Source organism: Paraburkholderia sp. SIMBA_027 (assembly GCF_046535315.1).
Taxonomy (GTDB): domain Bacteria; phylum Pseudomonadota; class Gammaproteobacteria; order Burkholderiales; family Burkholderiaceae; genus Paraburkholderia; species Paraburkholderia tropica.
Genome location: NZ_JAWRWY010000005.1, coordinates 318,039 through 344,375 on the forward strand (window position 1 = coordinate 318,039; position 26,337 = coordinate 344,375).

Annotated in this window: 22 protein-coding genes; 11 read left to right on the plus strand and 11 right to left on the minus strand. The window is 65.2% G+C overall.

Annotated features, from left to right (window positions below; genetic code table 11):
* Positions 1 to 186 precede the first annotated feature (186 nt).
* The 3 genes from SB764_RS11820 to SB764_RS11830 are packed head-to-tail and all read right to left on the minus strand — an operon-like array spanning position 187 to position 1,718.
* The gene (locus SB764_RS11820; RefSeq protein WP_321890750.1) at positions 187 to 423 is read right to left on the minus strand and encodes a hypothetical protein; all 237 of its coding nucleotides are present in this window, start codon (positions 421 to 423) and stop codon (positions 187 to 189) included.
* Position 424: 1 nt separating this feature from the next.
* On the minus strand, positions 425 to 907 hold the full coding sequence (locus SB764_RS11825) for a hypothetical protein (protein ID WP_074984025.1): 483 nt from the start codon (positions 905 to 907) through the stop codon (positions 425 to 427).
* Positions 900 to 1,718: a hypothetical protein gene (locus SB764_RS11830; RefSeq protein WP_321905078.1), complete on the minus strand. Its 819-nt coding sequence runs from the start codon at positions 1,716 to 1,718 to the stop codon at positions 900 to 902. Before SB764_RS11830 ends, SB764_RS11825 begins: the two co-directional genes overlap by 8 nt.
* A gap of 429 nt (positions 1,719 to 2,147) precedes the next feature.
* Here SB764_RS11830 and SB764_RS11835 point away from each other — a divergent pair, with 429 nt between their 5' ends.
* Positions 2,148 to 2,534: a hypothetical protein gene (locus SB764_RS11835; protein WP_410863627.1), complete on the plus strand. Its 387-nt coding sequence runs from the start codon at positions 2,148 to 2,150 to the stop codon at positions 2,532 to 2,534.
* Positions 2,535 to 2,661: 127 nt separating this feature from the next.
* Positions 2,662 to 4,302, plus strand: a complete 1,641-nt coding sequence (locus SB764_RS11840) for a multicopper oxidase family protein (protein ID WP_410863629.1) — start codon at positions 2,662 to 2,664, stop codon at positions 4,300 to 4,302.
* A gap of 249 nt (positions 4,303 to 4,551) precedes the next feature.
* On the opposite strand, the gene cspD is transcribed toward SB764_RS11840, so the two are convergent.
* Complete coding sequence (gene cspD, locus SB764_RS11845) at positions 4,552 to 4,758, minus strand: cold shock domain-containing protein CspD (protein ID WP_017776809.1); 207 nt, start codon at positions 4,756 to 4,758, stop codon at positions 4,552 to 4,554.
* Positions 4,759 to 5,564: 806 nt separating this feature from the next.
* On the opposite strand from cspD, the gene clpS reads away from it, so the two are divergent.
* The 3 genes from clpS to SB764_RS11860 all read left to right on the plus strand — a co-directional run bounded on the left by clpS (position 5,565) and on the right by SB764_RS11860 (position 9,713).
* A complete protein-coding gene (gene clpS, locus SB764_RS11850) occupies positions 5,565 to 5,879 on the plus strand; it encodes an ATP-dependent Clp protease adapter ClpS (protein ID WP_027817520.1) in 315 nt (104 codons plus the stop codon).
* Positions 5,876 to 8,167 carry an ATP-dependent Clp protease ATP-binding subunit ClpA gene (gene clpA / locus SB764_RS11855; protein WP_065065196.1) on the plus strand — a complete coding sequence of 764 codons (2,292 nt, stop codon included), beginning with the start codon at positions 5,876 to 5,878 and terminating at the stop codon, positions 8,165 to 8,167. The genes clpS and clpA overlap by 4 nt, the downstream gene beginning before the upstream one ends.
* A gap of 139 nt (positions 8,168 to 8,306) precedes the next feature.
* Positions 8,307 to 9,713 carry an amino acid permease gene (locus tag SB764_RS11860; RefSeq protein WP_237181283.1) on the plus strand — a complete coding sequence of 469 codons (1,407 nt, stop codon included), beginning with the start codon at positions 8,307 to 8,309 and terminating at the stop codon, positions 9,711 to 9,713.
* Positions 9,714 to 9,787: 74 nt separating this feature from the next.
* On the opposite strand, the gene dut is transcribed toward SB764_RS11860, so the two are convergent.
* The 6 genes from dut to SB764_RS11890 form a co-directional block, all read right to left on the minus strand.
* A complete protein-coding gene (dut, locus tag SB764_RS11865) occupies positions 9,788 to 10,234 on the minus strand; it encodes a dUTP diphosphatase (RefSeq protein ID WP_065065194.1) in 447 nt (148 codons plus the stop codon).
* Between the two features lie 15 nt (positions 10,235 to 10,249).
* Positions 10,250 to 11,257 carry an LLM class flavin-dependent oxidoreductase gene (locus SB764_RS11870; RefSeq protein ID WP_410863631.1) on the minus strand — a complete coding sequence of 336 codons (1,008 nt, stop codon included), beginning with the start codon at positions 11,255 to 11,257 and terminating at the stop codon, positions 10,250 to 10,252.
* 61 nt (positions 11,258 to 11,318) lie between these two features.
* Positions 11,319 to 12,548 (minus strand): bifunctional phosphopantothenoylcysteine decarboxylase/phosphopantothenate--cysteine ligase CoaBC, encoded by a 1,230-nt coding sequence (gene coaBC, locus SB764_RS11875; protein WP_260183576.1) that lies wholly within the window; start codon positions 12,546 to 12,548, stop codon positions 11,319 to 11,321.
* A gap of 95 nt (positions 12,549 to 12,643) precedes the next feature.
* A complete protein-coding gene (lspA, locus tag SB764_RS11880; RefSeq protein ID WP_074984016.1) occupies positions 12,644 to 13,159 on the minus strand; it encodes a signal peptidase II in 516 nt (171 codons plus the stop codon).
* A complete protein-coding gene (gene ileS, locus SB764_RS11885) occupies positions 13,159 to 16,008 on the minus strand; it encodes an isoleucine--tRNA ligase (protein WP_074984015.1) in 2,850 nt (949 codons plus the stop codon). Before ileS ends, lspA begins: the two co-directional genes overlap by 1 nt.
* 160 nt (positions 16,009 to 16,168) lie before the next feature.
* Positions 16,169 to 17,161 (minus strand): bifunctional riboflavin kinase/FAD synthetase, encoded by a 993-nt coding sequence (locus SB764_RS11890; protein WP_065065190.1) that lies wholly within the window; start codon positions 17,159 to 17,161, stop codon positions 16,169 to 16,171.
* A gap of 164 nt (positions 17,162 to 17,325) precedes the next feature.
* Between SB764_RS11890 and purN the strand changes: the two genes are divergently transcribed.
* From purN to nadC, 6 genes are all read left to right on the plus strand, one after another.
* The gene (purN, locus tag SB764_RS11895; protein ID WP_065065189.1) at positions 17,326 to 18,000 is read left to right on the plus strand and encodes a phosphoribosylglycinamide formyltransferase; all 675 of its coding nucleotides are present in this window, start codon (positions 17,326 to 17,328) and stop codon (positions 17,998 to 18,000) included.
* Entirely contained in the window at positions 17,997 to 19,388 is a 1,392-nt protein-coding gene (locus SB764_RS11900) for an RsmB/NOP family class I SAM-dependent RNA methyltransferase (RefSeq protein ID WP_065065188.1), read from the plus strand. Before purN ends, SB764_RS11900 begins: the two co-directional genes overlap by 4 nt.
* A gap of 112 nt (positions 19,389 to 19,500) precedes the next feature.
* Complete coding sequence (locus SB764_RS11905) at positions 19,501 to 20,886, plus strand: mechanosensitive ion channel family protein (RefSeq protein ID WP_321856176.1); 1,386 nt, start codon at positions 19,501 to 19,503, stop codon at positions 20,884 to 20,886.
* 218 nt (positions 20,887 to 21,104) lie between these two features.
* The gene (locus tag SB764_RS11910) at positions 21,105 to 22,301 is read left to right on the plus strand and encodes an acyl-CoA desaturase (RefSeq protein ID WP_065065186.1); all 1,197 of its coding nucleotides are present in this window, start codon (positions 21,105 to 21,107) and stop codon (positions 22,299 to 22,301) included.
* A gap of 229 nt (positions 22,302 to 22,530) precedes the next feature.
* Entirely contained in the window at positions 22,531 to 23,661 is a 1,131-nt protein-coding gene (gene nadA, locus SB764_RS11915) for a quinolinate synthase NadA (RefSeq protein ID WP_410863634.1), read from the plus strand.
* Complete coding sequence (gene nadC / locus SB764_RS11920) at positions 23,661 to 24,560, plus strand: carboxylating nicotinate-nucleotide diphosphorylase (RefSeq protein ID WP_410863636.1); 900 nt, start codon at positions 23,661 to 23,663, stop codon at positions 24,558 to 24,560. The genes nadA and nadC overlap by 1 nt, the downstream gene beginning before the upstream one ends.
* A gap of 83 nt (positions 24,561 to 24,643) precedes the next feature.
* On the opposite strand, the gene nadB is transcribed toward nadC, so the two are convergent.
* Positions 24,644 to 26,245 (minus strand): L-aspartate oxidase, encoded by a 1,602-nt coding sequence (gene nadB / locus SB764_RS11925; RefSeq protein ID WP_065058116.1) that lies wholly within the window; start codon positions 26,243 to 26,245, stop codon positions 24,644 to 24,646.
* Positions 26,246 to 26,337: the final 92 nt, after the last annotated feature.

Genomic DNA, 26,337 nt, shown 5'->3' on the forward strand with positions numbered 1-26,337 from the left:
GAACGCACCTTGAGCATTGGCATTCGCACGCATGAACACGGCCTGACCGTCACTTACGCAATCAACGGCGAGTCGGTGCAACGGCGCATGTGGGCATAGCTACGCACTTAGAAAGGTCTACGCACTTTGCAGTGGTGCGCGTGACGCAGCCAAAGGCGAGACCGTGACTGCATCGATACGCATGCCTTACCGGTACTCGTCAATCTCAACCGTGCCGCCCATCGCTGGCGGCTCGGCCTCGTCGCCATCGCCAGACAGCAGCTCGGAAAGCTCGTCCGGGCGCAGCGCCCGCATCGTCTTTTCGACCTTCCTGTCATAGTGGCGGTCGTTTGGGTCTCCCTGCTTTTGTGCTTTGCGGCCGTACCGCTGGACGAAAGTGCCGAGCTGTCCGACAAGGCGCGCACGCTTCGCGGTTGATCGCATCTCAGTCGAACGACTCGGCGGCAACCTTGCCGCCCTCGATTACCAGATGCGCAGCATCGATGCCTGGCGCAAAAAAACGCCAGTCCTCGTCATCTTCGATTCCATCCGGCACCACCTCCAGACGATACCCACGCGAAAGCACAATGACCATGCCGCCCGTATCGTATGCCGACAACTTCTCGACCTTGATAGGGCCTTGGCCTACGAGCATTCCGTGCAAACGCGTGGCAGTGTCGTGTGCCTTTTCATCCGCACCGCGCAGATCCTCCCTTGATGATGCGGCGCGCCCATCGCGCTCGATCCGCCAGTCACATTGCACGTGGAGCGCCCAAGCCCCATCCTCTCGCTCTCTGCCCCTGAGCGTATGCCGCCTTTGCGGGCCGAATTGCATCGTAAGCATGTCGCCTGCGTGGCTGACCCAGCTCACCTCAAGCCCGACAAGCACAGCAAGCCGCTTCGTAATTTCTGCCTTGGTATCAGTCATCACCACCTCCGAACAAATCTTGACCCCGCTCCAGCATCTCGTGATATCCGAGGCCTTGCTTACTAATGTCGTCGTGGAGTTGCCGGGCCTGATCCTTATTTAAGCCCAATGCCTTTACGACGGCTTTGAACTGCTTGTTCTGAGCCTGATTGTTTCCTGGCGTGCCCTCGCCGCCCGCTAGCTCTAGGACGTCGCCTTCCGGCAAATCGGGCCGGTAGTCGAACGCTTGCGCATCGCCGAGCGGAGTCGGGTCGCCAAGACCGCTCGGCATACGTGGCCTGTTGCCGTAGAGCGGTTCGGCTTGCTCCGCAATGGTGGGTTGACGGGGTGCTGCGTCACGTTGTGCGCTCGCCCACCGCCTCCGGACAGCCTGAACGCAATCCCGCAGGGCTTGCGGGCCGGGCAGGAAAACCAGATCGCCATCCTTCACGGCCCGATAGACCGCCTGCGCCGGGCTGCTATCTCGAACCCCGGCGCCACCACCGGACAGACGAAAGCGACCAAGCACGCTATCCAGTCCGTCTCGCCCCCTGAGATCCAGCACCGCCAGCGGCATCATCAAAAGGAAGGCGGCGCGGGCTTCCTGCATGGCCTCGACAAACTCACCCCAGTCGGCTTGATTCACGTCGGACGCATCGCTCCGCTCGCCAGTAGCGTAATGCTGGAGCAACCGCACCTCGCGCTGAGGGTGCAGCCTCAGGTAAATGGGTTCGTCATGCAGGCTCCCCCAGAAGATGAAAGCCGCCTCGGGCAATCGGCTGCAGAAGTTGGAGGCCGGGCCAAGGTACAAATCACGAAACAGCATCTCCATGCCACCTCACAGGCGGTTTGTGCGGGCCGTATACCTAGCACGCGCCCGCACACCGCACCTTGCGGTAAACCGGGACCAGGCGACTCGATGCCGACGGCATGAACCGGTGAGGATGCGCGGAATGGGCGACCGCCGTGCCGCTAGCAACAGCGACGCCGCTTCTCTCTGCTGACGGAATGTTCAGGTTTGTTCAGGTCTGAGGCGCGCTACGGATACCAACGCATCTCAACGCGAGTGAGGGAAAAACTGAGGGAAATTGCGCATCATTGAAATTCGAAGGGCGCCCAGCAGAGGCGTAGCACCAGAATTCAACAGAATGATCGAGAGCGTCCTGTCTGAGCGCTCGCGCTGAACGACACCCCGGCGCACCGACGGTTCGCCGGGATTTTTATTGCCTTGCGCTATGATGTAGCGGTTCCCGCACGCTCATTGGCCGCACCTTTTCCGATGCCGTTTCTGCGCCGTCTCCTTCTCGTGTTCGCCTTCGCGCTTCTGTCGATGCGCGGCGCGAGCGCGTGCGAGCACGCAGCGGTCATGCCGATGACGCACGCCGCGCAGCACGTTGGTCAGTCTGTCGCGCAGTCGGCTGCATTGCACGCCGCGGATGCGGGCTGCATGTCTTCATCGGCGCATCAGGGTTCATCGCATTGTCACGCCAGTTGCTGCGTGGCCGGCTGCGGTGTTCACTGCGGCGCGCCGCCGCTCGCCGCGCGCTTCGAAGCCTCGGGCGCAGGCGCGCATGCGCCGCCCCTCGTCGCCGTGAGCTTGCGCGCGGGCATCACGCACGCGCCGCTTCTGCCTCCTCCGATCGTCTGATCGACGTTCGCCCCAAGCGTTATACGCCTGGCACCCGCGCAGCTCACACGCCGCGCGCGGTGCGCACGATCCTATGCGCGGTCCGCTCATGCGGCGCGCCGCGCCATCGAGCACGAGGAATGCAGCAATGAAACGAAGAGATTTTTTGTCGGGCGCGGCCAGCGCCGTCGCCGCCGCCTGGTTTTCGCGCAGCGCGTTCGCCGCTGGCGACGACAGCATGCCGATGCACGACATGAGCAAAATGAACGGCATGGCGTCGATGTCCGGCATGCACGACGCGATGCAAGGCAGCGAACTCGCGCCCGTCGATGCGCTGCCTGCCGGCGCGCCGCTCGCGAGCCTGCGCACGCTCGTCAACGAAAGCCGCACGCCTGGCGAGTTCCGCGCAACGTTGCTCGCGCAACCGGTTGCGCGCGCGCTCGTGCAAGGTCAGCGCGACACCGTGTTCTGGCAGTTCGACGGCGGCCTCGCAGCGGCGGGCAAAGGCGACACGTCGGGGCCGGTGGTCGGTCCGCTGATCGCGTTGCGTGAAGGCGATCGCGTCGAGATCCGCGTCGTCAACCGTCTCGAACAACCGACCACGATGCACTGGCACGGCTTGCCCGTGCCGCCCGATCAGGACGGCAATCCGTCGAATCCGATCCCGCCGGGCGGCGAGCACGTCTATCGCTTTACCTTGCCGAAGGGCAGCGCGGGCACTTACTGGTATCACCCGCATCCGCACATGCAAACCGCCGAGCAGGTGTTTCGCGGCCTCGCGGGCCCGATCGTCGTGCGCGCGGCCGACGATCCGCTCGTCGCGTGGCCCGAGCGTCATCTGTTCGTCTCCGACCTCAAGCTCGCCGCCGATGCGAGCATCGCGCCCAACAGCATGATGGACTGGATGAATGGCCGCGAAGGCCAGTTCGTGCTCGTCAACGGCGCGCGCGAACCGCGCATCGAGGTCGTGCGCGACGAGCGCTGGCGCGTCTGGAATGCGTGCAGCGCGCGCTATCTGCAACTCGCTTTCGACGATGGGCGCGCGTTTGCGCAAGTCGGCACCGATGGCGGTCTGCTCGCCGCGCCGCGCGACGGACTCACCGCGCTCGTGCTCGCGCCGGGCGAGCGCGCCGAACTGATCGTGCGCGCGGGGCAGGGCGCGTCGCAGGCGCGTTGGCTGGCCACGCAATACGACCGTCACAAAATGGCGATGTCGCACGGCAGCCTGCCGCCGGGTCCGAACGTCGTGCTCGCCGATGTGCGCTTTGCTCCGGGCGCCGATGCGTCGGGCGCCGATGCGTCCGCTGCCGATAAGTCTGCCGCGCTGCCTGCGTCATTGCGCGCCATCGCGCCGCTCGGACCCGCGCGTGCGCAGAAGTCGGTGGGCTTCAGCGAAGCGATGGACATGCACGCGATGCACCAGCCGGGTGCGTCGACGCGCGCGATGCCGCCCGGCATGAAATTCATGATCAACGGCGAGACTTACGTGCCGGGCCGCGCGACGCTCACGAGCCGGCGCGGCGACGTCGAAAACTGGACGATCGCGAACGGCACGGACATGGATCATCCGTTCCATCTGCACGGTACGCAGTTCCAGGTGTTGTCGCGCGAGTTCGACGGTCGTCGCATCGCCGAGCCTTATCTTGCATGGCGCGACACGATCAACGTGAGGCCGGGGGAAATCGTGCATATCGCGACCGTGCAGCATGAAGCGGGCGATCGCATGTTCCATTGCCACATCCTCGAACACGAGGACCTCGGCATGATGGGCACATTGCGCGTGATCTGAGCCGCGACGCAGCGCGAGACCGCGTTCAGCGAGCGCGGTGTATAGCATGCGCATCGTTAAGAAACGATGACATGCGGAGTGCGAATGAAGGACGAAGCGAAGGAAGATGCGAAAGAAGAAGCGAATGGAGACGCAAGCGCGCAGCATGTGAGCCAGTCGGCAAGAGTGTCAAAAAAGCTCAAAAACAGGCGCTGAAAAAAGGAAACCCGGCCGAAGCCGGGTTTCCAAAAGGTACGGGTACCGAACGTATCAGGCAGCTGCCTGAATGTTCGATGCCTGTTTGCCCTTCGGGCCTTGCACGACCTCGAAGCTCACCTTCTGCCCTTCTTTGAGGGTCTTGAAGCCATTCATCTGGATGGCCGAAAAGTGAGCAAACAGATCCTCGCCGCCTTCATCCGGCGTGATGAATCCGAAACCCTTCGCGTCGTTGAACCACTTGACCGTACCGGTTGCCATACCAACTTCCCCTGTAACTCATGTCACTACCACGAGCAGTTCGAAAAGCTTAACGATCGCTATGCAATCGCCCCCTCCTCACAAGCTCACCAACGGCATTTTTTCGAAATTAAAGGCGGTTGAAAAAAGTGCCAGCTTGATTGTTGAGGCTCTTTATTCTGCTGTCAAGAATATTTTGAGACCGTGCCGGACGCGTTGTAAAGATCGCATTTCCAGGGTTTTTCCGGCTTTTCTTGCGTGCTGCGACGCGATGTTGCGCGTCATGCTCCCGAACTGCTCGTGCCCGTTTTTCATGGTGCATCGGTTGCACCGCCAACAGACAACGCCGCATCGCAACGTGTCGGACAATGTCCGGTCTTCGATCAGTATCGATGACGCATGAAGTCGGACGCGCGGCGGGGTCATGTGAGCGGTGCATCTTGAAAAGTCGCATAATCGACGCACATGGGACTCACGGCGCGTCAGGCAGGTTTGACATCGAGTGGCGTGGAATCTGACAGTGAGCGTGCGGGCGCCGACAGTAGGCGACCACCTGACGCCGCAGGTTGTGCGATACTCGATTCGACGGTGGCCCGAAAGCTGCTGGCAGTGATTCAAACCGCGGTTTCGACGTTGGAACGAAGCGCGGATCGAACCGGCCCCGCAGCCGGGCGCCCATGCAGTCGCCTGGGCGGAGTTGATCGGGCCCGGAACGGGGAAGGCGCAGGTTTTGCTCACATGTGGCGGGCGCCGGAGCCAGCTTCACCGGACGGCCGGTCGGGTTTCGGCAGGATTGCGGGCCTGTCCGAGTTGTTTAGAATGGGTGTATGGCAATTATCCCGGACAAGCAGGATTCAACCGTACTGGAGCGGCAGGAGCACAAGGTCAAACCGCCCTCCATGTACAAGGTCGTGCTGATGAACGACGACTACACGCCGATGGAATTCGTCGTGATGGTCGTGCAGGAATATTTCAATAAGGACCGCGAGACCGCAACGCAGATCATGTTGAAGGTTCATCGCGAGGGCAGGGGCGTTTGTGGGGTCTATACGCGGGACATCGCGTCGACCAAGGTTGAGCAAGTCGTTACCCACGCACGGCAGGCCGGGCATCCGCTGCAGTGTGTGATGGAGGAAGCATGATTGCCCAGGAACTGGAAGTCAGCCTGCACATGGCGTTCATGGAAGCACGTCAGGCGCGGCACGAGTTCATCACGGTCGAGCATCTCTTGCTGGCGCTGTTGGACAATCCGACAGCGGCAGAAGTGTTGCGCGCGTGCGCCGCGAATATTGAAGACCTGCGACAGAACCTGCGCAACTTCATTCATGACAATACCCCTACGGTTCCCGGCACGGATGACGTCGATACGCAGCCGACGCTCGGGTTCCAGCGCGTGATCCAGCGCGCGATCATGCACGTTCAGTCCACTTCCAACGGCAAGAAGGAAGTGACGGGCGCGAACGTGCTGGTGGCGATCTTCGGCGAGAAAGACTCGCACGCGGTGTACTACCTGCAACAGCAGGGCGTCACGCGTCTGGACGTCGTGAACTTCATTTCGCATGGCATCGCGAAGACCGGCAGCGGCGAAGCCGCCAAGGCCAGCGACGCGAATGCGGAAGCCGAAGACGCGGCAGGCCAGAAGGAAACGCCGCTCGCGCAGTTCACGCAGAACCTGAACCAGATGGCGAAGGACGGCCGCATCGATCCGCTGATCGGGCGCGAGTCGGAAGTCGAGCGCGTGGTGCAGGTGCTGTGCCGTCGTCGCAAGAACAATCCGCTGCTCGTGGGCGAAGCCGGCGTCGGCAAGACCGCGATCGCGGAAGGCCTCGCCTGGCGCATCACGCGCGGCGAAGTGCCGGACATTCTCGCCGACGCGCAGGTGTATTCGCTCGATATGGGCGCGCTGCTCGCGGGCACGAAGTACCGCGGCGACTTCGAGCAACGTCTGAAGACGGTGCTCAAGGAGCTGAAGGAACGCCCGCACGCGATCCTGTTCATCGACGAGATTCATACGCTGATCGGCGCGGGCGCCGCATCGGGCGGTACGCTCGACGCCTCGAATCTGCTGAAGCCGGCGCTCTCGTCGGGCACGCTCAAGTGCATCGGCGCGACCACCTTCACGGAATATCGCGGCATCTTCGAGAAGGACGCGGCGCTGTCGCGTCGTTTCCAGAAGGTCGACGTGATCGAGCCGACCGTCGAGCAGACGGTGGCGATCCTGCGCGGTCTGAAGTCGCGCTTCGAGGAGCACCACGGCGTGAAGTATTCGTCGGGCGCGCTCAATGCGGCGGCTGAGTTGTCCGCACGCTTCATCACCGACCGTCATCTGCCCGACAAGGCGATCGACGTGATCGACGAAGCGGGCGCGGCGCAACGCATCCTGCCGAAGTCGAAGCAGAAGAAGACCATCGGCAAGAGCGAGATCGAAGAGATCATCTCGAAGATCGCGCGCGTGCCGGCGCAAAGCGTGTCGCAGGACGATCGCAGCAAGCTGCAGACGCTCGACCGCGATCTGAAGGCCGTGGTGTTCGGCCAGGATCCGGCCATCGACGCGCTGTCGGCGTCGATCAAGATGGCGCGCGCGGGTCTCGGCAAGACGGACAAGCCGATCGGCTCGTTCCTGTTCTCGGGTCCGACCGGCGTCGGCAAGACCGAAGTGGCGCGTCAGCTCGCGTTCACGCTCGGCATCGAGCTGATCCGTTTCGACATGTCCGAGTACATGGAGCGTCACGCGGTGAGCCGTCTGATCGGCGCGCCGCCGGGCTATGTCGGGTTCGACCAGGGTGGTCTGCTCACCGAAGCCGTCACGAAGAAGCCGCACTGCGTGCTGCTGCTCGATGAAATCGAGAAGGCGCACCCGGACATCTTCAACGTGCTGCTGCAGGTGATGGATCACGGCACGCTGACGGACAACAACGGCCGCAAGGCGGATTTCCGCAACGTCATCATCATCATGACGACGAATGCGGGCGCCGACACGATGAACAAGTCGACGATCGGTTTCACGACGCGCCGCGAACAAGGCGACGAAATGGCCGACATCAAGCGCCTGTTCACGCCGGAGTTCCGTAACCGTCTGGATGCGACGATCAGCTTCCGTGCGCTCGATGAGGAAATCATCATGCGCGTGGTCGACAAGTTCCTCATGCAGCTCGAAGACCAGCTGCACGAGAAGAAGGTCGATGCGCTGTTCACCGACGCGCTGCGCCAGCATCTGGCCAAGCACGGCTTCGACCCGCTGATGGGCGCGCGGCCGATGCAACGTCTGATCCAGGACACGATCCGCCGGGCGCTCGCCGACGAACTGCTGTTCGGCAAGCTCATGAGTGGCGGTCGCGTGACCGTGGATGTGGACGCCGACGACAAGGTGTTGCTCACGTTCGACGAGCAGCCTGCGCCGCGTCCGCCGGAGGCGGTCGAAGTAGAATAAGCGGTTTCCGCTTCAGGCCAGCCGGAACGGCGCGGACTTCACGGTCCGCGCCGTTTTGTTTTGTGCGCGTAATTTCTGCGAACGTCGTCGTAATTGCGCGCATTGCCGGTGAAATGGCCGCATGCCGTCGAGGGTGAAGGTGAGTTCAGATAAAAAGGGTGCGTTCGAATCGATCGTCGAACGCGAGCGCGGTTTGCGCCGCGGGCTGTCCGCCGGTCAGATGACGATGATCGCCATCGGCGGCGCGGTCGGCACGGGGCTGTTTCTCGGCAGCGGTTTCGCGATCGGCTTCGCCGGTCCGGGCGTGCTGATTTCCTATGCGATCGGCGCGCTGATCGCCTTGCTGCTGATGGGCGCGCTCGCCGAAATGACGGTCGCGCATCCCACCTCGGGTTCGTTCGGCGCTTACGCCGAGCACTACATCGGGCCGCTCGCGGGTTTCGTGGTGCGCTACGCGTATTGGTCGGCGTATGTGCTGGCGGTCGGCACCGAAGTCGCGGCCATCGCCGTCTACATGAAATTCTGGTTCCCGCACGTGCCGGGGCTGTACTGGATCGTCGGATTTTCGGCGGCGCTGATCGTCGTGAATGCGATGAGCGTGCGCGCGTATGGCTCGATCGAATATCTGTTTTCGAGCCTGAAAATCGCGGCCATCGTGGCCTTCATCGTGCTCGGCGCATGGTTCGTGTGGCACGCGCCCGCGAGTTCGGGCGTGGGCTTCGCGAACTACACGTCGCACGGCGGGCTGCTGCCGAAGGGCTGGTGGGGCGTGTGGGTGGGCACCATCGTGTCGCTGTTCAGCTACCTGGGCGTGGAGACCATCGCGGTCGCCGCGGCCGAGGCGCAGGATCCGGCGCGCGCCGTCACGCGCGCATTCCGCGCCACCGTGCTGCGCCTCGTGCTGTTCTATCTGCTGACGCTCGCGCTGATGCTCGCGATCGTGCCGTGGACCGAGGCGGGCGGCAACGAAAGCCCGTTCGTGAAGGTGATGGCCGAAACCGGCGTGCCGTACGCGGCGGGCGCGATCAACTTCGTCGTGCTGGTCGCGGCGCTCTCGGCCATGAACAGCCAGCTCTACATCACCACGCGCATGATGTTCAGCCTCTCGCGCGCGGGCTACGCGCCTGCCGTGTTCGGCCGTCTCACGCGTCAGGGCGTGCCGACGGCGGCGCTCTCGCTCTCGACCATCGGCATTGCGGTGTCGGCGGTGCTCAACGCGCTCTGGCCGCAAACGGCCTTCACGCTGATGATGTCGATCGCCATGTTCGGCGCGATGTTCACGTGGCTGATGATCTTCGTCACGCAGATTTTCTTCCGCATGCAGAACGCGAAGACGCCGCTCGCATTCCGCATGTGGGGCTTTCCGCTGACGAGCGTGCTGGGCGCGATCCTGATGCTCGGCATTCTGGTGGGCACGGCGTTCACGCGCGAATTCCGCATGACGCTCGCGTATGGCGTCGCGTTTCTCGTCGCGCTGGTCGTGATCTACGCGCTCTGGTATCGACGTCGTGCGCCGCTCGCGGCTTCGCCCGATGCACCGCGCTAAACGACCCGCGCCGGACAACAAAAAAGCACGCTCGAAAGCGTGCTTTTTTTATGGCCGTGCGCGGCGCGTGCAGCTTAGTGCTTGCCCGTGCTGCCGAAGCCGCCTTCGCCGCGCTCGCTCTCTTCGAAGCTCTCGACGACGTTGAACTGCGCCTGCACGACCGGCACGATCACGAGCTGCGCGAGACGCTCCAGCGGGTTCAGCGTGAAGGTCGTGTGGCCGCGATTCCAGGTGGAGATCATCAGCTCGCCCTGGTAGTCGGAGTCGATCAGGCCGACGAGGTTGCCGAGCACGATGCCGTGCTTGTGGCCGAGGCCCGAGCGCGGCAGGATCAGCGCCGCATAGCCCGGATCGGCGAGATGAATCGCGAGGCCGGTCGGGATCAGCTTCGTTTCGCCCGGTTCGAGCGTGACGGGCGCGTCGAGGCACGCGCGCAGGTCGAGGCCCGCGCTGCCCGGCGTGGCGTAGTGGGGCAACTGGTCGCGCATGCGTTCGTTGAGGATCTTGACGTCGATTTTCATGAGTTGGCGTTCAGGTCAGTTTGAGCGAGGCAGTTCGAAGGCCTCGGCGAGAAGTTCGTAGGAGCGCTGACGCGCCTTGTAGCTGCCGGCGACGGTCAGCACGATCAGTTCGTCGGCGCGGAAGCGGTCTTTGAGCGCCAGCAGGCGCTCCGTCACGCTGTCCGGCGTGCCGATGATGCTGCGCGGCTTCTCGCGGTCGATCACGAGTTGCTCGCGCTCGCCGTATTCCTGGGCGCGCCCCTGTTCGAGGCTCGGGATCGGCGCGTTCAGACCGTAGGCCATCTGCACGCGGCGCAGATCGACGGCTTTTTCGAGGTCGGCGGCCTCGGCTTCGGTATCGGCGCAGATCACGAAGACGGCGCAGGCCAGGTACGGTTTCGCTTCGTGGCCTGCCTTGAAGCGATCGTGATACGCCTCGGACACCAGATGCCCGAAGTGCGCGTTGATGAAATGCGCGAACGAGAAGTGCAGGCCCAGTTGCGCCGCGAGCAGGCCGCCGAAATCGCTCGAACCGAGCACCCAGAGTTGCGGGCGAGTCTCGATTTGCGGTTGCAGGACGACGCCGTGCGCGAGGTGATCGGCGGGCAGGGTGCCGTCCATCAGCCCGACGAGATCCTGCACCTGCTGCGTGAACTGGTCGCCGCGATTGTAGGCGCCCGCCGCGACCGCCTGCGCGGTGCGCATGTCGCCGCCGGGCGCGCGTCCGACGCCCAGATCGACGCGGCCGGGAAACAGCGCCTCCAGCATCATGAATTGCTCGGCGACCTTGAACGCGCTGTAGTAGGGCAGCATGACGCCGCCCGAGCCGATGCGGATGCGCTTCGTCAGACTGCCGATGCGCGCGAGCAGGACTTCGGGGCAGGGATTGCACACGCCGAGCAGGCCGTGGTGCTCGGCGCACCAGTAGCGCGTGTAGCCGAGCTCGTCGGCGAGTTGCGCGAGGTCGAGCGTGGCGGCGAGTGCGTCCGCCGCGGTGTGCCCGGCAATGACGGGCGATTGATCCAGTACGGAAAGCAGCGTCATGGCGTACTGCTCCTCGATGACGTTCGCGAAGCGGCGCGCGGGCGGCGCCCGCGCGCATGCATCACGAGATGATGCCCGGTGCCGGCAGACGCTTCGCGATTTCGGCGACGAGCGTCTGCGCGAGCGCCAGCTTGGCCGCGCGCGGAAGCGGCGTGCGGCCGGCGGCTTCGAACAGCACGACTTCGTTGTCGTCCTGACCGAAGGTGAGCGGGCCGAGATTGCCGATCAGCAGCGGTACTTTCTTGCGCGCGCGCTTCTCTTCGCCGTGCACGTCGAGGTCGCCGCTTTCGGCAGCGAAACCGACGCAGTACGGCGCATTCGGCATGGCCGCGACCGAGGCGAGGATGTCCGGGTTCTCGACGAACGTGAACGTCGGCATGCGATGCTCGGCCGTTTTCTTGATCTTGTGCTCGGCGACGTGATCGACGCGCCAGTCGGCCACCGCCGCCACGCCGATGAACACGTCGGCGTCGGGCGCGGCGTGCATCACGGCGTCGTACATCTGCTGCGCGGTCTGCACGTCTTCGCGGTAGACGCCCCACGGCGTGTCCAGCGCGACCGGGCCGGCCACCAGATGCACCTCGGCGCCCGCCTGCTGCGCGGCGCGCGCGAGCGCGAAGCCCATCTTGCCGCTCGAACGGTTGGTGATGCCGCGCACCGGATCGAGCGGCTCGAACGTCGGTCCGGCCGTGATCAGCAACTTGCGGCCCGCGAGCAGCTTGGGCGTGAAGAACGCGACGATCGCCTCGTACACGGCTTCCGGCTCCAGCATGCGCCCGTCACCGACTTCGCCGCAAGCCTGCGGACCGGAATCGGGGCCGAGCGTTTCGATGCCGTCGGCGCGGATCTGCGCGACGTTGCGCTGCGTGGCCGGGTTCTGCCACATCTGCCGGTTCATCGCGGGCACGACCAGCAGCGGACAGTCGCGCGCAACGCACAGCGTCGAGAGCAGGTCGTCGGCCAAACCGTGGGCGAGCCTGGCGATGAAGTCGGTGGAAGCGGGCGCGATGACGATGGCGTCCGCCTCGCGCGAGAGGTCGATGTGCGCCATGTTGTTGGGCACGCGGCCGTCCCACTGGCTCGTGTAGACGGGGCGGCCCGAGAGCGCCTGCATGGTCACCGGCGTGATGAACTGCGTGGCCGCCTCGGTCATCACGATCTGCACGGTCGCGCCCGCCTTGACGAGCAGGCGCGTGAGTTCGGCGATCTTGTAGCAGGCGATGCCGCCCGTCATGCCGAGCACGAGATGGCGCCCGGCCAGTTCGCCCGGATGGGCTGCGGAGGTGTTCAAGTCGGTTCTCTCCAGTGACGCAGCGTGACGCGAAGCGGCGCAGCGAGGCGCGCCGAATCGTGTCGTATCTTGACGTCGTGCCTTGGCGTCGAGCTTTAGCGCGAGCCGCGCACGCGCCGCAGCTCGTCGAACACCAGCAAGGCCGCGCCGACGCAGATCGCGCTGTCCGCGACGTTGAACGCCGGCCAGTGCGAGCGGCCCAGATGGAAGTCCAGGAAGTCGATCACATGGCCGTACATCAGGCGGTCGAGCACGTTGCCGAGCGCGCCGCCCAGAATGAGCGAAAGCGCCGTGCAGAACATGCGCTGGCCCGCGTGACGCTTGAGCAGATAGCCGATCACCAGCGCGGCCACGACGCCCAGCGCCGTGAACGCCCAGCGCTGCCAGCCGCCGGCCGCCGCGAGGAAGCTGAACGCCGCGCCCTTGTTGTAGACCAGCACGAGGTTGAAGAACGGCGTGATCACGCGGCCTTCGCCGTATGCGAACACTTTGGCGATGGCGATCTTGGTGAGCTGATCCGCCAGGATCACGATCACCGCGATGCCGAGCCACGGCGCAAGCGTGCCGCTCGCGCCATTCGACTTCATTTGCTTCGTCATGGTCTTGGCCATTATGCGGCGCTCCGGGTTTCGCCGTTGCCGAACAGATTGGCGACGCAGCGGCCGCACAGGCCCGGATGCTCGGCGTTCGCGCCCACGTCGTCGCGATAGTGCCAGCAGCGTTCGCACTTGAGGTACTTCGAGGTCACGACTTCGACGCCTTCGTCCGCTTCGTTCTCGACCTTGATGACTTCCGCCGCCGAGGTGATCAGCACGAACTTCAGGTCGTCGCCGAGCGAGGTGAGGGCGTCGTAACGCGCGCCGCTCGCGAGAATGCGCACTTCGGCCTGCAGCGACGAACCGATCTGGTTCGCGCCGCGCGCCTCTTCGAGCGCCTTCGTGACGTTGCCGCGCACTTCGCGCAGCAGCGACCACTTCACGATCAGATCCTGCGCGCCGGCGATGTCCGGGAACGCATGGAAGGTTTCCGTGAAGATGGTTTCGCTTTGCGGCTGGAACACCTTCCACGCTTCCTCGGCCGTGAACGAGAGGAAGGGCGCGAGAATGCGCAGCAGGCTGTGCGTGATGTGATGCAGCGCCGTCTGCGCACCGCGACGCGCGGCCGAATCCGGCGCGCTCGTGTAGAGGCGGTCCTTCAGCACGTCGAGATAGAAGCCGCCGAGATCTTCCGAGCAGAACGTCTGCAGCTTCGCCACGACCGGGTGGAACTCGTAGCGGTCGTAGTGCGAGAGCACGTCGTTTTGCAGCGTGTGCGTGAGCGCCACGGCGTAACGGTCGATTTCGAGCCATTGATCCGCGGGCAGCGCGTGCTTCTCGAAGTCGAAGTCCGACAGGTTCGAGAGCAGGAAGCGCAGCGTGTTGCGGATACGGCGATAGCCTTCCGTCACGCGCTTCAGGATTTCTTCCGAGATCGCCAGTTCGCCCGAGTAGTCGGTCGACGCGATCCACAGACGGATGATTTCCGCGCCCAGACGGTTCGCCACCTCATGCGGGTCGACGCCGTTGCCGAGCGACTTCGACATCTTGCGGCCTTCGCCGTCGACGGTGAAGCCGTGCGTGAGCAGCGCGTTGTAGGGCGGGCGGCCGTCGAGCATCGACGCCGTCAGCAGCGACGAATGGAACCAGCCGCGATGCTGGTCCGAGCCTTCCAGATAGAGGTCGGCCGGGAATTGCAGGTCGTCCTTGTGCGAGCCGCGCAGCACGTGCCAATGCGTCGTGCCCGAGTCGAACCACACGTCGAGCGTGTCGCGGTTCTTTTCGTACAGGTTCGCGTCGTCGCCGATCAGCTCGCGCGGGTCGAGCGTCTGCCACGCTTCGATGCCCGACACTTCGACGCGCTTCGCGACTTCTTCGAGCAGCTCCGGCGTGCGCGGATGCAGTTCGCCGGTTTCCTTGTGCACGAAGAACGCCATCGGCACGCCCCATTGGCGCTGGCGCGAAAGCGTCCAGTCCGGGCGGTTGGCGATCATCGAGAACAGGCGCTGCTTGCCCCACGACGGATAGAACGCCGTGGCTTCGATGCCTTCGAGCGCGGTTTCGCGCAGCGTCTTGCCGCCGTCGTTCGGCGTGACGTCCATGCCCGCGAACCACTGCGAGGTCGCGCGGTAGATGATGGGCGTCTTGTGGCGCCAGCAGTGCATGTAGCTGTGCAGGTATTTCTCGCTGCGCAGCAGGGTGCCGGCGGCGTCGAGCGCTTCGACGACCTTCGGATTCGCGTCCCAGATCGAGAGACCGCCGAACAGCGGCAGCGATTCGACGTAGCGGCCGTCGCCCATCACCGGGCTGATGATGTCGGAGTCGACCATGCCGTGCGCCTTGCACGACACGAAGTCTTCCACGCCGTAGGCGGGCGCCGAGTGCACGATGCCCGTGCCGGTGTCGGTCGTCACGTAGTCGCCGAGATAGATCGGCGAGGTGCGCTTGTAGCCCGGATGCGCCGAGGCGAGCGGGTGATTGAAGCGCAGGTTCGCGAGCTTTTCGCCCTGCGTGGTGGCGACGACGGTGCCTTCGAGGCCGAAGTCCTTCATGCAGGCTTCGACGCGTTCGCTCGCGAGGATCAGCAGGCCGCGCTGCGTGTCGACGAGTGCGTACTCGATTTCCGGATGCACGTTGAGCGCCTGGTTCGACGGGATCGTCCAGGGCGTCGTGGTCCAGATGACGATGCCGCCTTCCTCGCGCGGCAGCGCGGCGAGGCCGAACGCGGCCGCCGTTTCCGCGGGCTGCGCGAACGTGAACAGCACGTCGATGGTCGGATCGGTCTTGTCCTTGTACTCGACTTCGGCTTCAGCGAGCGCCGAGCCGCAGTCGAAACACCAGTTGACCGGCTTCAGGCCGCGGAACACATAACCCTTCTCCATGATCTTCGCGAGTGCGCGGATTTCTCCCGCCTCGTTCGCGAAGTTCATGGTCTTGTACGGGTTGTCCCAGTCGCCGAGCACGCCGAGGCGCTTGAAGCCCTTTTTCTGCGTTTCGATCTGGCCGGCCGCGTACTCGCGCGCCTTCTTCATCACTTCCTGCGCGGGCAGCGACTTGCCGAACTGCTTTTCGATCTGGATTTCGATCGGCATGCCGTGGCAGTCCCAGCCCGGCACGTAGACCGCGTCGAAGCCCGCGAGATTGCGCGCCTTGACGATCATGTCCTTGAGGATCTTGTTCACCGCGTGGCCGAGGTGGATGTCGCCGTTCGCATACGGCGGGCCGTCGTGCAGGATGAACTTCTTGCGGCCCTTCGAGGCTGCGCGGATCTTCTTGTAGATACCTTGCTCTTCCCACTCCTTGACCCATTGCGGCTCGCGCTTGGGCAAGTCGCCGCGCATGGGGAACGGCGTGTCGAGCAGGTTGACGGGGTACTTCGATTCGGACTTTTGCGGCTTGCCGGAGGATGCTTTCTTGTCGCTCATGGTGAGATCACGTGGAATTCGGGGGATGCATGGCGTCAGCATTGCGGGCGATGCCGCGCAACCGTCGCCTCGGGCGCCGCACGCGTGCTGCACGGCGGCGCCTGGGGGCGGGCGGCCCGAAACGCGTGCCTTGCTCGGCAAGACGCGCGCGGGCCGCGGGTCAAATTCGATCGGTCGCCGAGGTGGCGAAGCCGGTGGACGCGCCGCCGGCCGCGCCCGTGCCCGCCGCGGCGAACCATGCGCGGGCGTTGCTTACGTCGCGTGCGATCGCGGCGGTGAGCGTTTCGAGGTCGGCGAACTTCTCCTCGTCGCGCAGCTTCTTCAGAAACTCGACGCGCACGAGCTTGCCGTATGCGCTGCCGTGCCAGTCGAGCAGATGCACTTCGAGCAGCACGCGGCCCGAGTCGTCGACCGTGGGCCGCAGGCCGAGGCTCGCGACGCCCGGCAGCGGGTGGTCGGCGATACCGTGAACCTGCACGACGAAAATGCCCTTGAGCGCGGGGCGCTTGTGGCCGATCGGCAGATTCAGCGTGGGAAAGCCGAGGTCGCGGCCGAGCTTCAGGCCGTGCACGACGTGTCCGCTGATTTCGTAGCCCCGGCCGAGCGAGGCGCGCGCGGCGTCCAGATCGCCGGCCGCGAGCTGCGTGCGCACGGCGGAGCTGGAAATGCGCACGCCCGACGGGTCGGCGACGGTGGCCATCTGTTCGACTTCGAAGCCGTGTTCGCGGCCCGCGAGCTGCAGCGAGGCGAAATCGCCCGCACGCTTCGCGCCGTAGCGGAAGTCGTCGCCGATCATCATCCAGCGCGCGTGCAGGCCGCCCACGATGATGCGTTCGACGAACGCGTCCGGCGACTGGCTCGCGAAGGTGTGGTTGAAATGCTCGACCACCACGCGGTCCACGCCGTTCTCGCGCAGCGCTTCGAGCTTGTCGCGCAGCATGGCGATGCGCGGCGGGGCGCTGGCGGGATTGAAGAACTCGCGGGGATGCGGCTCGAAGGTCATCACGCAGACCGGCAGGCCGCGCGCGTTCGCGGCTTCGCGCACGCGCGCGAGCAGCGCCTGATGTCCGCGGTGGACACCGTCGAAATTGCCGATGGTGAGCGCGCAGGGCGCGCGACTTTCGGCGTTGGGAAGACCGCGGAAAACTCTCACGATAGCGGAACCTGGAGGAACCTCGAAAAGCGCGCGGGCCGTGCGCGCTCGATATGACCGGTGGTGCGGCCTGGGCCGCGACTAAACAGGAGATTATAAACGCACGCGAGGGCGATCGCTCCCGCCCGAGCGTCGGGCGTCGTCCCCGATGATAAAATCCGCGGATGAAAAATCTCGTCATCCTGATTTCGGGGCGGGGCAGCAACATGGAAGCCATCGTGCGCGCGTGCGCGCACGAAGCCTGGCCGGCGCGCATCGCCGCCGTGATTGCCAACCGTCCCGACGCCGCGGGCCTTGCGTTCGCGGCGTCACACGGCATTGCCACGGCGGTGGTCGATCATCGCCAGTATCCGGATCGCGCCGCCTTCGACGCGGCGCTCGCGCAAACCATCGACGGTTATGCACCTGATCTCGTCGTGCTCGCGGGCTTCATGCGCGTGCTCACCGAAGGTTTCGTCACGCATTATTCGGGTCGGATGCTCAATATCCATCCGTCGCTGCTGCCGAGCTTTCCGGGCCTCAAGACGCACCAGCAGGCGCTCGACGCGGGTTGCCGCGTGCACGGCGCCACGGTGCATTTCGTCACGCCCACGCTGGATCATGGGCCGATCGTCGCGCAATCGGGCATTCCGGTGCGCGCGGGCGACGACGCCGCGGCGTTGGCCGCGCGCGTGCTCAAGACCGAACATGTTATTTATCCGCGCGCGGTGCGCTGGTTCGTCGAAGGGCGCCTCGCGCTCGACGGCGGACGTGTGACGCTCTCGCCGCCCGAGCCGCAATGGCTCTTCCTTGACGATGTAAACGAAGCACAAGCACACAACGCCGGGGAGGGCGCATGAGGCTGCATGGATTTTTGATTGGACAAACCGAGACGCTGCTCGCCGATGTGCTCAAGTTCGCCGGCCCCGCCGACGCGATCACGAGTCGTTTTTTCCGCGAGCATCCGAAGCTCGGCCACGGTGAGCGCGGCGTGATCGCCGAAGCCGTGTTCGCCGTGCTGCGCCGTCGCATGGAGTTCGCGCACCTGGCCGAAAGCGGCACGGGCAGCCCGACGCGCCGCCTCACGCTGCTCGGTCTGATGGCCACGGCCGGCCGTTCGGCGATCCGTCCGTTCGTCTCGGACGCCGAGGCGAACTGGCTCGAACACGTCGCGAAGATCGATCCGGCGAGCCTGCCGCAGCGCGTGCAGCTCAATCTGCCCGAGTGGATCCTGAAGGCGCTCGAATCGCGTTTCGACGCCGCCGAAATGGCGCAACTGGCGTCCGCGCTCAACTATCCGGCGCCGCTCGACCTGCGCTCGAATCCGATCAAGGCGAACCGCGACGAGCTGATGCGCGCGCTGGCCGCGGCCGGCATCGAGGCGGGCGAGACGCCGTTCGCGCCGAACGGCGTGCGCGTGACGGGCAAGCCCGCGCTGTCGCGCCTCGACGCCTTCAAGGACGGCTGGTTCGAAGTGCAGGACGAAGGCAGCCAGCTGCTGTGCTCGCTGGTCGCGCCGCGCCGCGGCGAGATGGTGGTGGACTTCTGTGCGGGCGCGGGCGGCAAGACCCTGGCGCTCGGCGCGATGATGCGCTCGTCGGGCCGTCTCTACGCGTTCGACATCTCCGATCGCCGTCTCGCGAAGCTCAAGCCGCGCCTTGCGCGCAGCGGCCTCTCGAACGTCAATCCGGTGCTGATCGACAGCGAACACGACGCCAAGATCAAGCGCCTGATCGGCAAGATCGACCGCGTGCTGGTCGATGCGCCGTGCTCGGGGCTGGGCACGCTGCGCCGCAATCCCGACCTCAAGTGGCGCCAGTCGCCCGAGTCGGTGGCCGAACTCGCGCCCAAGCAACTGTCGATTCTCACGAGCGCCGCGCGTCTGCTCAAGCGCGGTGGCCGTCTGGTCTACGCGACCTGCAGCATTCTCGAAGCCGAGAACGAAGCGGTGGTGAAGCAGTTCCTCGACGCGCATCCCGACTTCGTGCTGGTCAGCGCGCGCGACGTGCTGGCGGAACAGCGCGTGGGTCTCGATACCGGCGACTACCTCTCGCTGTGGCCGCATCGCCACGCCACGGACGGCTTCTTCGCCGCCGTGCTGGAGCGCCGCGGCGACGCGCAGCCGAAGACGAAAAAGGCCGCCGCCGCGACCACGCCGGAAGAGGCCGCTGCCGCGACCGAAGCCGCCGACGCGATCGCCAAGGCTCAGCAGCCCGCAGCCGCCGAGCCGGACGCGACGCAGGAATAAGCGCTTGAACTCACCGCGGGCTGGAAGTGCGGTGAACGTGTCAGAAGCTGTAGCAACGCGGGGCCGTCCGATTCCGATCGGGCGGCCCCGCGCCGTTTGAATTTGCATACCCATGATGGAAAACCGCATTTTTTCGCACATGCTGGGCGGCGTGATCCGCGATTTCGGACAGCCGGTCATGCTCTGGCAGGCCGGCGTGCTGATCGGCGCGCTCGTGCTGGCGTGGCTGCTCGCGCGGCTGCTGCGGCGCGTGCTCGAAGCGCGCCGCCAGGATCGCTATGAAGGCCTGCGTTTCGGCGCCGAGAGCCTGTCGCGCGCCTTTTTCCCGCTGATCGGCGCCGGCTGCGTCTGGATCGCGCGCGAGATCGCCAGCAATTTCATCCACACGTCGCTGCTCAATCTCGCGCTGGTGCCGCTGTTCGGCATCGGGCTCATCTATATCGCGTTCTTCTTCGCGCGGCGCGTGTTCGGCCGCAACGGCCAGACGCACGCGTGGCTCGGCATCGTCGAAAAACTCGTGTCGCTGATCGTCTGGCTCGGCATGCTGTTCACCGTGCTCGGCATTCAGGACGACGTGCTCACGTGGATGGAGAGCGTGCGCTTTCGCATCGGCACCGCGCATGTGAGCCTGCTGTCGCTGTCCAACGGCGTGCTGTGGGTCTGCGTGACGATGGTCGTGGCGGTCTGGGCGGGCGCGGCGCTCGAGGACCGGCTGATGCGCGCGACCACCATCGACGCCAATCTGCGCGTCGTGCTCGCGCGCGTGGGCCGCGCGCTGCTGGTGTTCGCGGCCATTCTGTTCAGCCTGTCGATCGTCGGCATCGACATCACGGTGCTGGGCGTGTTCGGCGGCGCGCTCGGCGTGGGTCTCGGCTTCGGCTTGCAGAAGATCGCGAGCAATTACGTGTCGGGCTTCATCATTCTGATCGACCGCTCGCTGCGTCTGGGCGACACCATCAACGTGAGCGGACTCGCGGGCAAGGTCACGCAGATCCGCACGCGCTACACGGTCGTGCGCGGGCTCGACGGCGTGGAGACGCTGATCCCGAACGAAAAACTGATCACCGATGTGGTGCAGAACCAGTCCTCGTATCTGACGCGCGGCTACGCCAAGGCGGCGGTGCAGGTCGCCTACGACACGGATCTCGATCAGGCGATGGCGCTGCTCGCGCGAGCGGGCGAGGGCGTCGAGCGCGTGCTGACCGATCCGGCCCCGACGCCATATCTGGCGAGTTTCGGCGGCGACGGCATCAATCTCGAACTCGGTTTCTGGATCGCCGACGCGGCCAACGGCACGTCGAGCGTGCGTTCGGCGGTGAACATGAATATCTGGCGTCTGTACAACGAGGCGGGTATTTCGATCCCGTTCGCGCAGCGCGAGGTGCGCATCATCGGCGGCGCGATGCCGGTGGCCGGTCCGCCCGTTCGGGGACAGAACGAGGCGCCGAGCGCGGATCGACACCAGGATCAACCCCAGGCGGCAGCCGGCGAAAGGTAAGAAGGGGTCGGAAGGGCGCGCGAAATGTGCGGCAAACCGCCTCTGGCGCCCTCAAGACGGTTGACTCCGCGGCCGTTAAAGAAAAAAATCTTCATTTGTTACAAACACTTGGAACGGTTCTAGTAGAATGCCGTCCAACCTCCTGCTGTACGCTTTCACTTTCTTGACAGCGGTTTCGGGCTGAAAGGCCGCCGCGCTACGTTTCACGGGTACAAACCTTGTTGAATTCCTTGCTTGATTTCCTCGCGCACGGCGTGCTGCATTTCACGTGGTGGCAGATCCTGCTGTTCGCGGCGGTGGCCACCCACATCACGATCGTCGGCGTTACGGTGTATCTGCACCGCTGCCAGGCGCACCGTGCGCTCGAGCTGCACCCGATCATGAGTCACTTCTTCCGTTTCTGGCTGTGGATGACCACGGGCATGCTGACGGGTCAGTGGGCCGCGATTCACCGCAAGCACCACGCCAAATGCGAGACCGAGGAAGATCCGCACAGCCCGCAAACGCGCGGCATCTGGAAGGTGCTGCTCGAAGGCGCCGAACTCTATCGCGCCGAAGCGAAGAACGAAGAAACGCTGCGCCGTTTCAGCCACGGCACGCCCAACGACTGGATGGAGCGCAACGTCTACACGCGCTTCCCGATCCTCGGCGTGAGCATCATGATGGTGATCGACGTGGCGCTGTTCGGTCTGGTCGGTCTTTCCGTCTGGGCCGTGCAGATGGCGTGGATCCCGTTCTGGGCCGCCGGCGTCGTGAACGGTCTCGGCCACTTCTGGGGCTATCGCAACTTCAATTCGTCGGACGCCAGCACGAACCTGTTCCCGCTCGGCATCATCATCGGCGGTGAAGAGCTGCACAACAATCACCACACCTTCGCCACTTCGGCGAAGCTGTCGAGCAAGTGGTACGAGTTCGACATCGGCTGGATGTACATCCGCATGATGCAGGCCGTCGGTCTCGCCAAGGTCAAGAAGGTCGCGCCCACGCCGCGTCTGACCAAGACCAAGCTCGTGCCCGACCACGAAACGCTGCAAGCCGTGCTGTCGAACCGCTATGAAGTCATGGCGCGTTACGCCACGGTCGTGAAGCAGGCGTATCGCCAGGAGCTGGCGCATCTGAAGGAAGTCGGCGAGCGCGAGAAGTACAAGGTCATGCGCGGCGCGCGCAAGTGGTTCGACAAGGAAGAAGCCAGCCTGAACGAGCCGCAAAAGCGTCAACTGCCGCAGATCTTCGCGAACAGCCAGAAGCTGCGCACGTTCATCGAGCTGCGCAACGAACTCGCGGCCATCTGGGAACGTTCGAGCGCCTCGCGCGAACAACTGCTCACGCAGCTCCAGGATTGGTGCCATCGCGCCGAACAAAGCGGCATCAAGGCACTCCAGGAATTCGCGACGCGCCTGCGCCGCTACGCCTGATTTCGTGGATGGATACGCGCTCCCGGCCCATGCGGCCTGCGTGAGCGTCGGAAAAATCCATTAGAATTCAGGTACGTCACAAAACCCCGCGCTGGCGGGGTTTTTCTTTTTGGGCCGCGGAAAAACCGGTGCTTGGCGCGGGTTGCGTACCGTGGCGATCGGCAGGGCTGCAACTGGCATGGGGCCGGAACGAGGGCGAAAGCACGCGTTTCGGCCGGTAGAGGAGATCATGAGTCAGGCAATCAGAGCGGTCGAGTACGACCGGCCGCAAGGCGCGGTGTGCAGCGTCGGGCAGGCGTGGGCGACGGTGCCCGACGCGCCGTCGGCGGCGGAGCGCGTTGCATTGAAGGAGCGCATTCGCGCGTTGCTCAAGCGCGAGAAGGCGGTGCTCGTCGCGCACTATTACGTCGATCCCGAATTGCAGGAGCTGGCGGACGAAACCGGCGGCTGCGTGGCCGATTCGCTCGAAATGGCGCGTTTCGGTCGCGATCATGACGCACAGACGCTGGTCGTCGCGGGCGTGCGCTTCATGGGCGAGACCGCGAAGATCCTGAGCCCGAACAAGCGCATTCTCATGCCGGACCTCGACGCGACCTGCTCGCTCGACCTCGGCTGTCCCGTCGACGAATTTTCGGCGTTCTGCGACCAGCATCCCGACCGCACCGTGGTCGTGTACGCGAACACCAGCGCGGCCGTGAAGGCGCGCGCGGACTGGATGGTCACCTCGTCGATCGGCCTCGAAATCGTTGCCGATCTGCACGCGAAGGGCGAAAAGGTCCTCTGGGCGCCGGACCGCCATCTGGGCAGCTACATCCAGAAGAAAACCGGCGCCGACATGCTGCTGTGGCAGGGCTCGTGCCTCGTGCACGACGAGTTCAAGGGCATCGAACTCGATCTGCTGCGCGCCGAATATCCCGACGCGAAGATTCTCGTTCACCCGGAATCGCCCGAAGCCGTGGTCGCGCTCGCGGACGTGGTCGGCTCGACCACGCAACTGATCGACGCCGCCGTGAAGCTCGACGCGCAGCGTTTCATCGTCGCGACCGATCTGGGCATTCTGCACAAAATGCGCCTCGCGGCGCCGGGCAAGACCTTCATCGAAGCGCCTACGGCCGGCAACAGCGCGACCTGCAAGAGCTGCGCGCATTGCCCGTGGATGGCGATGAACGGCCTCGCGAATCTCGCGGACGTGCTCGAACGCGGCCATAACGAAATTTTCGTCGACGCCGCCATCGGCGAGCGCGCGCGTCTGCCGATCGACCGCATGCTGGCGTTCGCGGCGGAACACAAGCGTCGCGTGCAGGCGAGCGGCGATCTCGCGCGCGACGGCGCGCTGTTCTCGAACGTGGGAGCGGCGTGATGGGAGCACTGGAATTGCTGGCCGTGGACGCGGTGTCGTCCGTGCTGCCCGGGGTGCGCGCGCAGTACGGCGCGGCGTTCGACGCGGCGATCGCGCGCAACGTTGCGGATGCGCTGAACGAAGACGTCGGCACCGGCGACCAGACCGGTCGCCTCGTGCCCGCCGACGAGATGCGCGACGCGCGCATCATCGTGCGCGAAGAGGCGGTGCTGTGCGGCGTGCTGTGGTTCGACGCCGTGGTGAAGCAGGTCGACGCGCGCATCGACGTGCGCTGGCACTATCGCGAAGGCGAGCGCATGGCGGCCGACTCGGTGGTGTGCGCGTTGCGCGGACCGGCGCGCGCGCTGCTCACGGCCGAGCGCAATGCGATGAACTTTCTGCAGCTGCTGTCGGGCGTGGCGAGCGCGACGCGCCGTTACGTGGACGCCATCGCGCACACGCAAACGCGCATTCTCGACACGCGCAAGACGCTGCCGGGCCTGCGGCTCGCGCAGAAGTACGCGGTGCGCGTGGGCGGCGGCGCGAATCAGCGCCTCGCGCTGTACGACGGCATTCTGATCAAGGAAAACCACATCGCGGCGGCGGGCGGCGTGGGCGCGGCGATGGACGCGGCGCTCGCCCTGAACGCGGGCGTGCCCATCCAGATCGAAGTCGAAACGCTCGACCAGCTCGACACGGCGCTCGTGCACGGCGCGACCTCGGTGCTGCTCGACAACTTCTCGTTCGAAATGATGCGCGAGGCGGTCAAGCGCACGGCGGGGCGCGCGCTGCTCGAAGTCTCGGGCGGTGTGAACTTCGATTCGGTGCGCACGATTGCCGAAACCGGCGTCGATCGCGTGTCGATCGGCGCGCTCACGAAGGACGTGCGCGCGACCGACTACTCGATGCGGATCGTCTGAGCGCAATACATCACGCGCTTCCAGATGCAAAAAGGCAAAAAGGCCGCCTCGCGAGAGGCGGCCTTTTTTATTCGCGCGACGGCTTACGCGACGTTGCGGTTGCGCACGCGCTCGGGCGCGAGCACGGTCGGCAGCGCCTTCGGCAGCGAATTCGGCCAGTCGCGGCTGTAATGCAGACCGCGGCTTTCGCGCCGCGAGCGCGCGCTCTCGACGATCAGCGAGGCCACTTCGACGAGGTTGCGCAGTTCCAGCAGATCGCGCGTCACGCGGAAATTCGCGTAGTACTCCTGGATTTCGTCGCGCAGCAGGGAAATGCGGTGTTGTGCGCGCTCCAGACGCTTGTCGGTGCGCACGATGCCGACGTAATTCCACATCAGGCGGCGCAGCTCGTCCCAGTTGTGCGCGACCACGACTTCCTCGTCGGAATCGGACACGCGGCTTTCGTCCCAGTCGGGCAGCGGGGCGTGCGCGGCCGCTTCGAAGCCTTCGGCTTCGATCGCTTCCGCCGCCGAGCGACCGATCACGAGACATTCGAGCAGCGAGTTGGACGCGAGGCGGTTCGCGCCGTGCAGCCCCGTGTACGAGGTTTCGCCGACCGCGTAGAGGCCCGCGAGATCGGTGCGGCCCGCGAGGTCGGTGACCACGCCGCCGCAGGTGTAATGCGCGGCGGGCACGACCGGAATCGGCTCTTTCGTGATGTCGATGCCGAACTCGCGGCAGCGCGCGAGGATGGTCGGGAAGTGCTCTTCGAGGAACGCGGGCGGCTGATGGCTGATGTCCAGATGCACGCAATCGATGCCGTGCTTCTTGATCTCGAAGTCGATCGCGCGGGCCACGATGTCGCGCGGCGCGAGTTCGGCGCGCGCGTCGTGTTCGGGCATGAAACGTGTGCCGTCGGGCAGGCGCAGCACGCCGCCTTCGCCGCGCACGGCCTCGGAAATCAGGAACGACTTCGCGTGCGGGTGGAACAGGCAGGTCGGGTGGAACTGGATGAACTCCATGTTCGCCACGCGGCAGCCCGCGCGCCAGGCCATCGCGATGCCGTCGCCGGTCGCGGTGTCGGGGTTCGTCGTGTAGAGATAAACCTTGCCCGCGCCGCCCGTCGCCAGCACCGTGTGCGGCGCCTGGATCGTGACCGTGCGGTCGTTCTTGAGGTCGAGCGCGTAGAGACCGTGGCAGCGGCGGCCCGGCAGGCCAAGACGATCCGAGGTGATCACGTCGATCGCCTGATGATCTTCGAGGATCGTGATGTTCGGATGCTGGCGCGCGCGTTCGAGCAGCGTTTGCACCACGGCGTGGCCGGTGGCGTCGGCGGCGTGAATGATGCGGCGATGGCTGTGGCCGCCTTCGCGGGTGAGGTGGAAACCGAGTTCGGCGGCGGCGTCCTTCGTGAACGGCACGTCCTGGCCGATCAGCCATTCGATCGCTTCGCGGCCATGCTCGACGATATAGCGCGTGGCCGCCTCGTCGCACAGGCCGCCGCCTGCGACCAGCGTGTCGTCGACGTGGTTTTCGACGCTGTCCGCCGAATCGAGCACCGCGGCGATGCCGCCTTGCGCGCGGTCGCTCGCGCCTTCGGTCATCGCGCGCTTGGCGATGATCACCACGCGGCGCGTTTCGGCCAGATTCAGGGCCACGCTCAGTCCCGCCAGCCCGCTGCCGACGATCGCTACATCGAAATTCATGGTGCTGCCTCTCCGTCTCTCTTGTTCTGCGCTTTCTGCCGCCGCCGGCGGCGAGTGAAGCGGGAAGCATACTCCGATAGGGGAGCCGACGA

What these genes read in the sequence shown, in the direction of transcription:
- SB764_RS11820 (WP_321890750.1), bottom strand. Translation starts at nt 423, where the DNA reads ATGCGATCAACCGCGAAGCGTGCGCGCCTTGTCGGACAGCTCGGCACT.
- SB764_RS11825 (WP_074984025.1), bottom strand. Translation starts at nt 907, where the DNA reads ATGACTGATACCAAGGCAGAAATTACGAAGCGGCTTGCTGTGCTTGTC.
- SB764_RS11830 (WP_321905078.1), bottom strand. Translation starts at nt 1,718, where the DNA reads ATGGAGATGCTGTTTCGTGATTTGTACCTTGGCCCGGCCTCCAACTTC.
- SB764_RS11840 (WP_410863629.1), top strand. Translation starts at nt 2,662, where the DNA reads ATGAAACGAAGAGATTTTTTGTCGGGCGCGGCCAGCGCCGTCGCCGCC.
- cspD (WP_017776809.1), bottom strand. Translation starts at nt 4,758, where the DNA reads ATGGCAACCGGTACGGTCAAGTGGTTCAACGACGCGAAGGGTTTCGGA.
- clpS (WP_027817520.1), top strand. Translation starts at nt 5,565, where the DNA reads ATGGCAATTATCCCGGACAAGCAGGATTCAACCGTACTGGAGCGGCAG.
- clpA (WP_065065196.1), top strand. Translation starts at nt 5,876, where the DNA reads ATGATTGCCCAGGAACTGGAAGTCAGCCTGCACATGGCGTTCATGGAA.
- dut (WP_065065194.1), bottom strand. Translation starts at nt 10,234, where the DNA reads ATGAAAATCGACGTCAAGATCCTCAACGAACGCATGCGCGACCAGTTG.
- SB764_RS11870 (WP_410863631.1), bottom strand. Translation starts at nt 11,257, where the DNA reads ATGACGCTGCTTTCCGTACTGGATCAATCGCCCGTCATTGCCGGGCAC.
- lspA (WP_074984016.1), bottom strand. Translation starts at nt 13,159, where the DNA reads ATGGCCAAGACCATGACGAAGCAAATGAAGTCGAATGGCGCGAGCGGC.
- ileS (WP_074984015.1), bottom strand. Translation starts at nt 16,008, where the DNA reads ATGAGCGACAAGAAAGCATCCTCCGGCAAGCCGCAAAAGTCCGAATCG.
- purN (WP_065065189.1), top strand. Translation starts at nt 17,326, where the DNA reads ATGAAAAATCTCGTCATCCTGATTTCGGGGCGGGGCAGCAACATGGAA.
- SB764_RS11900 (WP_065065188.1), top strand. Translation starts at nt 17,997, where the DNA reads ATGAGGCTGCATGGATTTTTGATTGGACAAACCGAGACGCTGCTCGCC.
- SB764_RS11905 (WP_321856176.1), top strand. Translation starts at nt 19,501, where the DNA reads ATGATGGAAAACCGCATTTTTTCGCACATGCTGGGCGGCGTGATCCGC.
- nadA (WP_410863634.1), top strand. Translation starts at nt 22,531, where the DNA reads ATGAGTCAGGCAATCAGAGCGGTCGAGTACGACCGGCCGCAAGGCGCG.
- nadC (WP_410863636.1), top strand. Translation starts at nt 23,661, where the DNA reads ATGGGAGCACTGGAATTGCTGGCCGTGGACGCGGTGTCGTCCGTGCTG.
- nadB (WP_065058116.1), bottom strand. Translation starts at nt 26,245, where the DNA reads ATGAATTTCGATGTAGCGATCGTCGGCAGCGGGCTGGCGGGACTGAGC.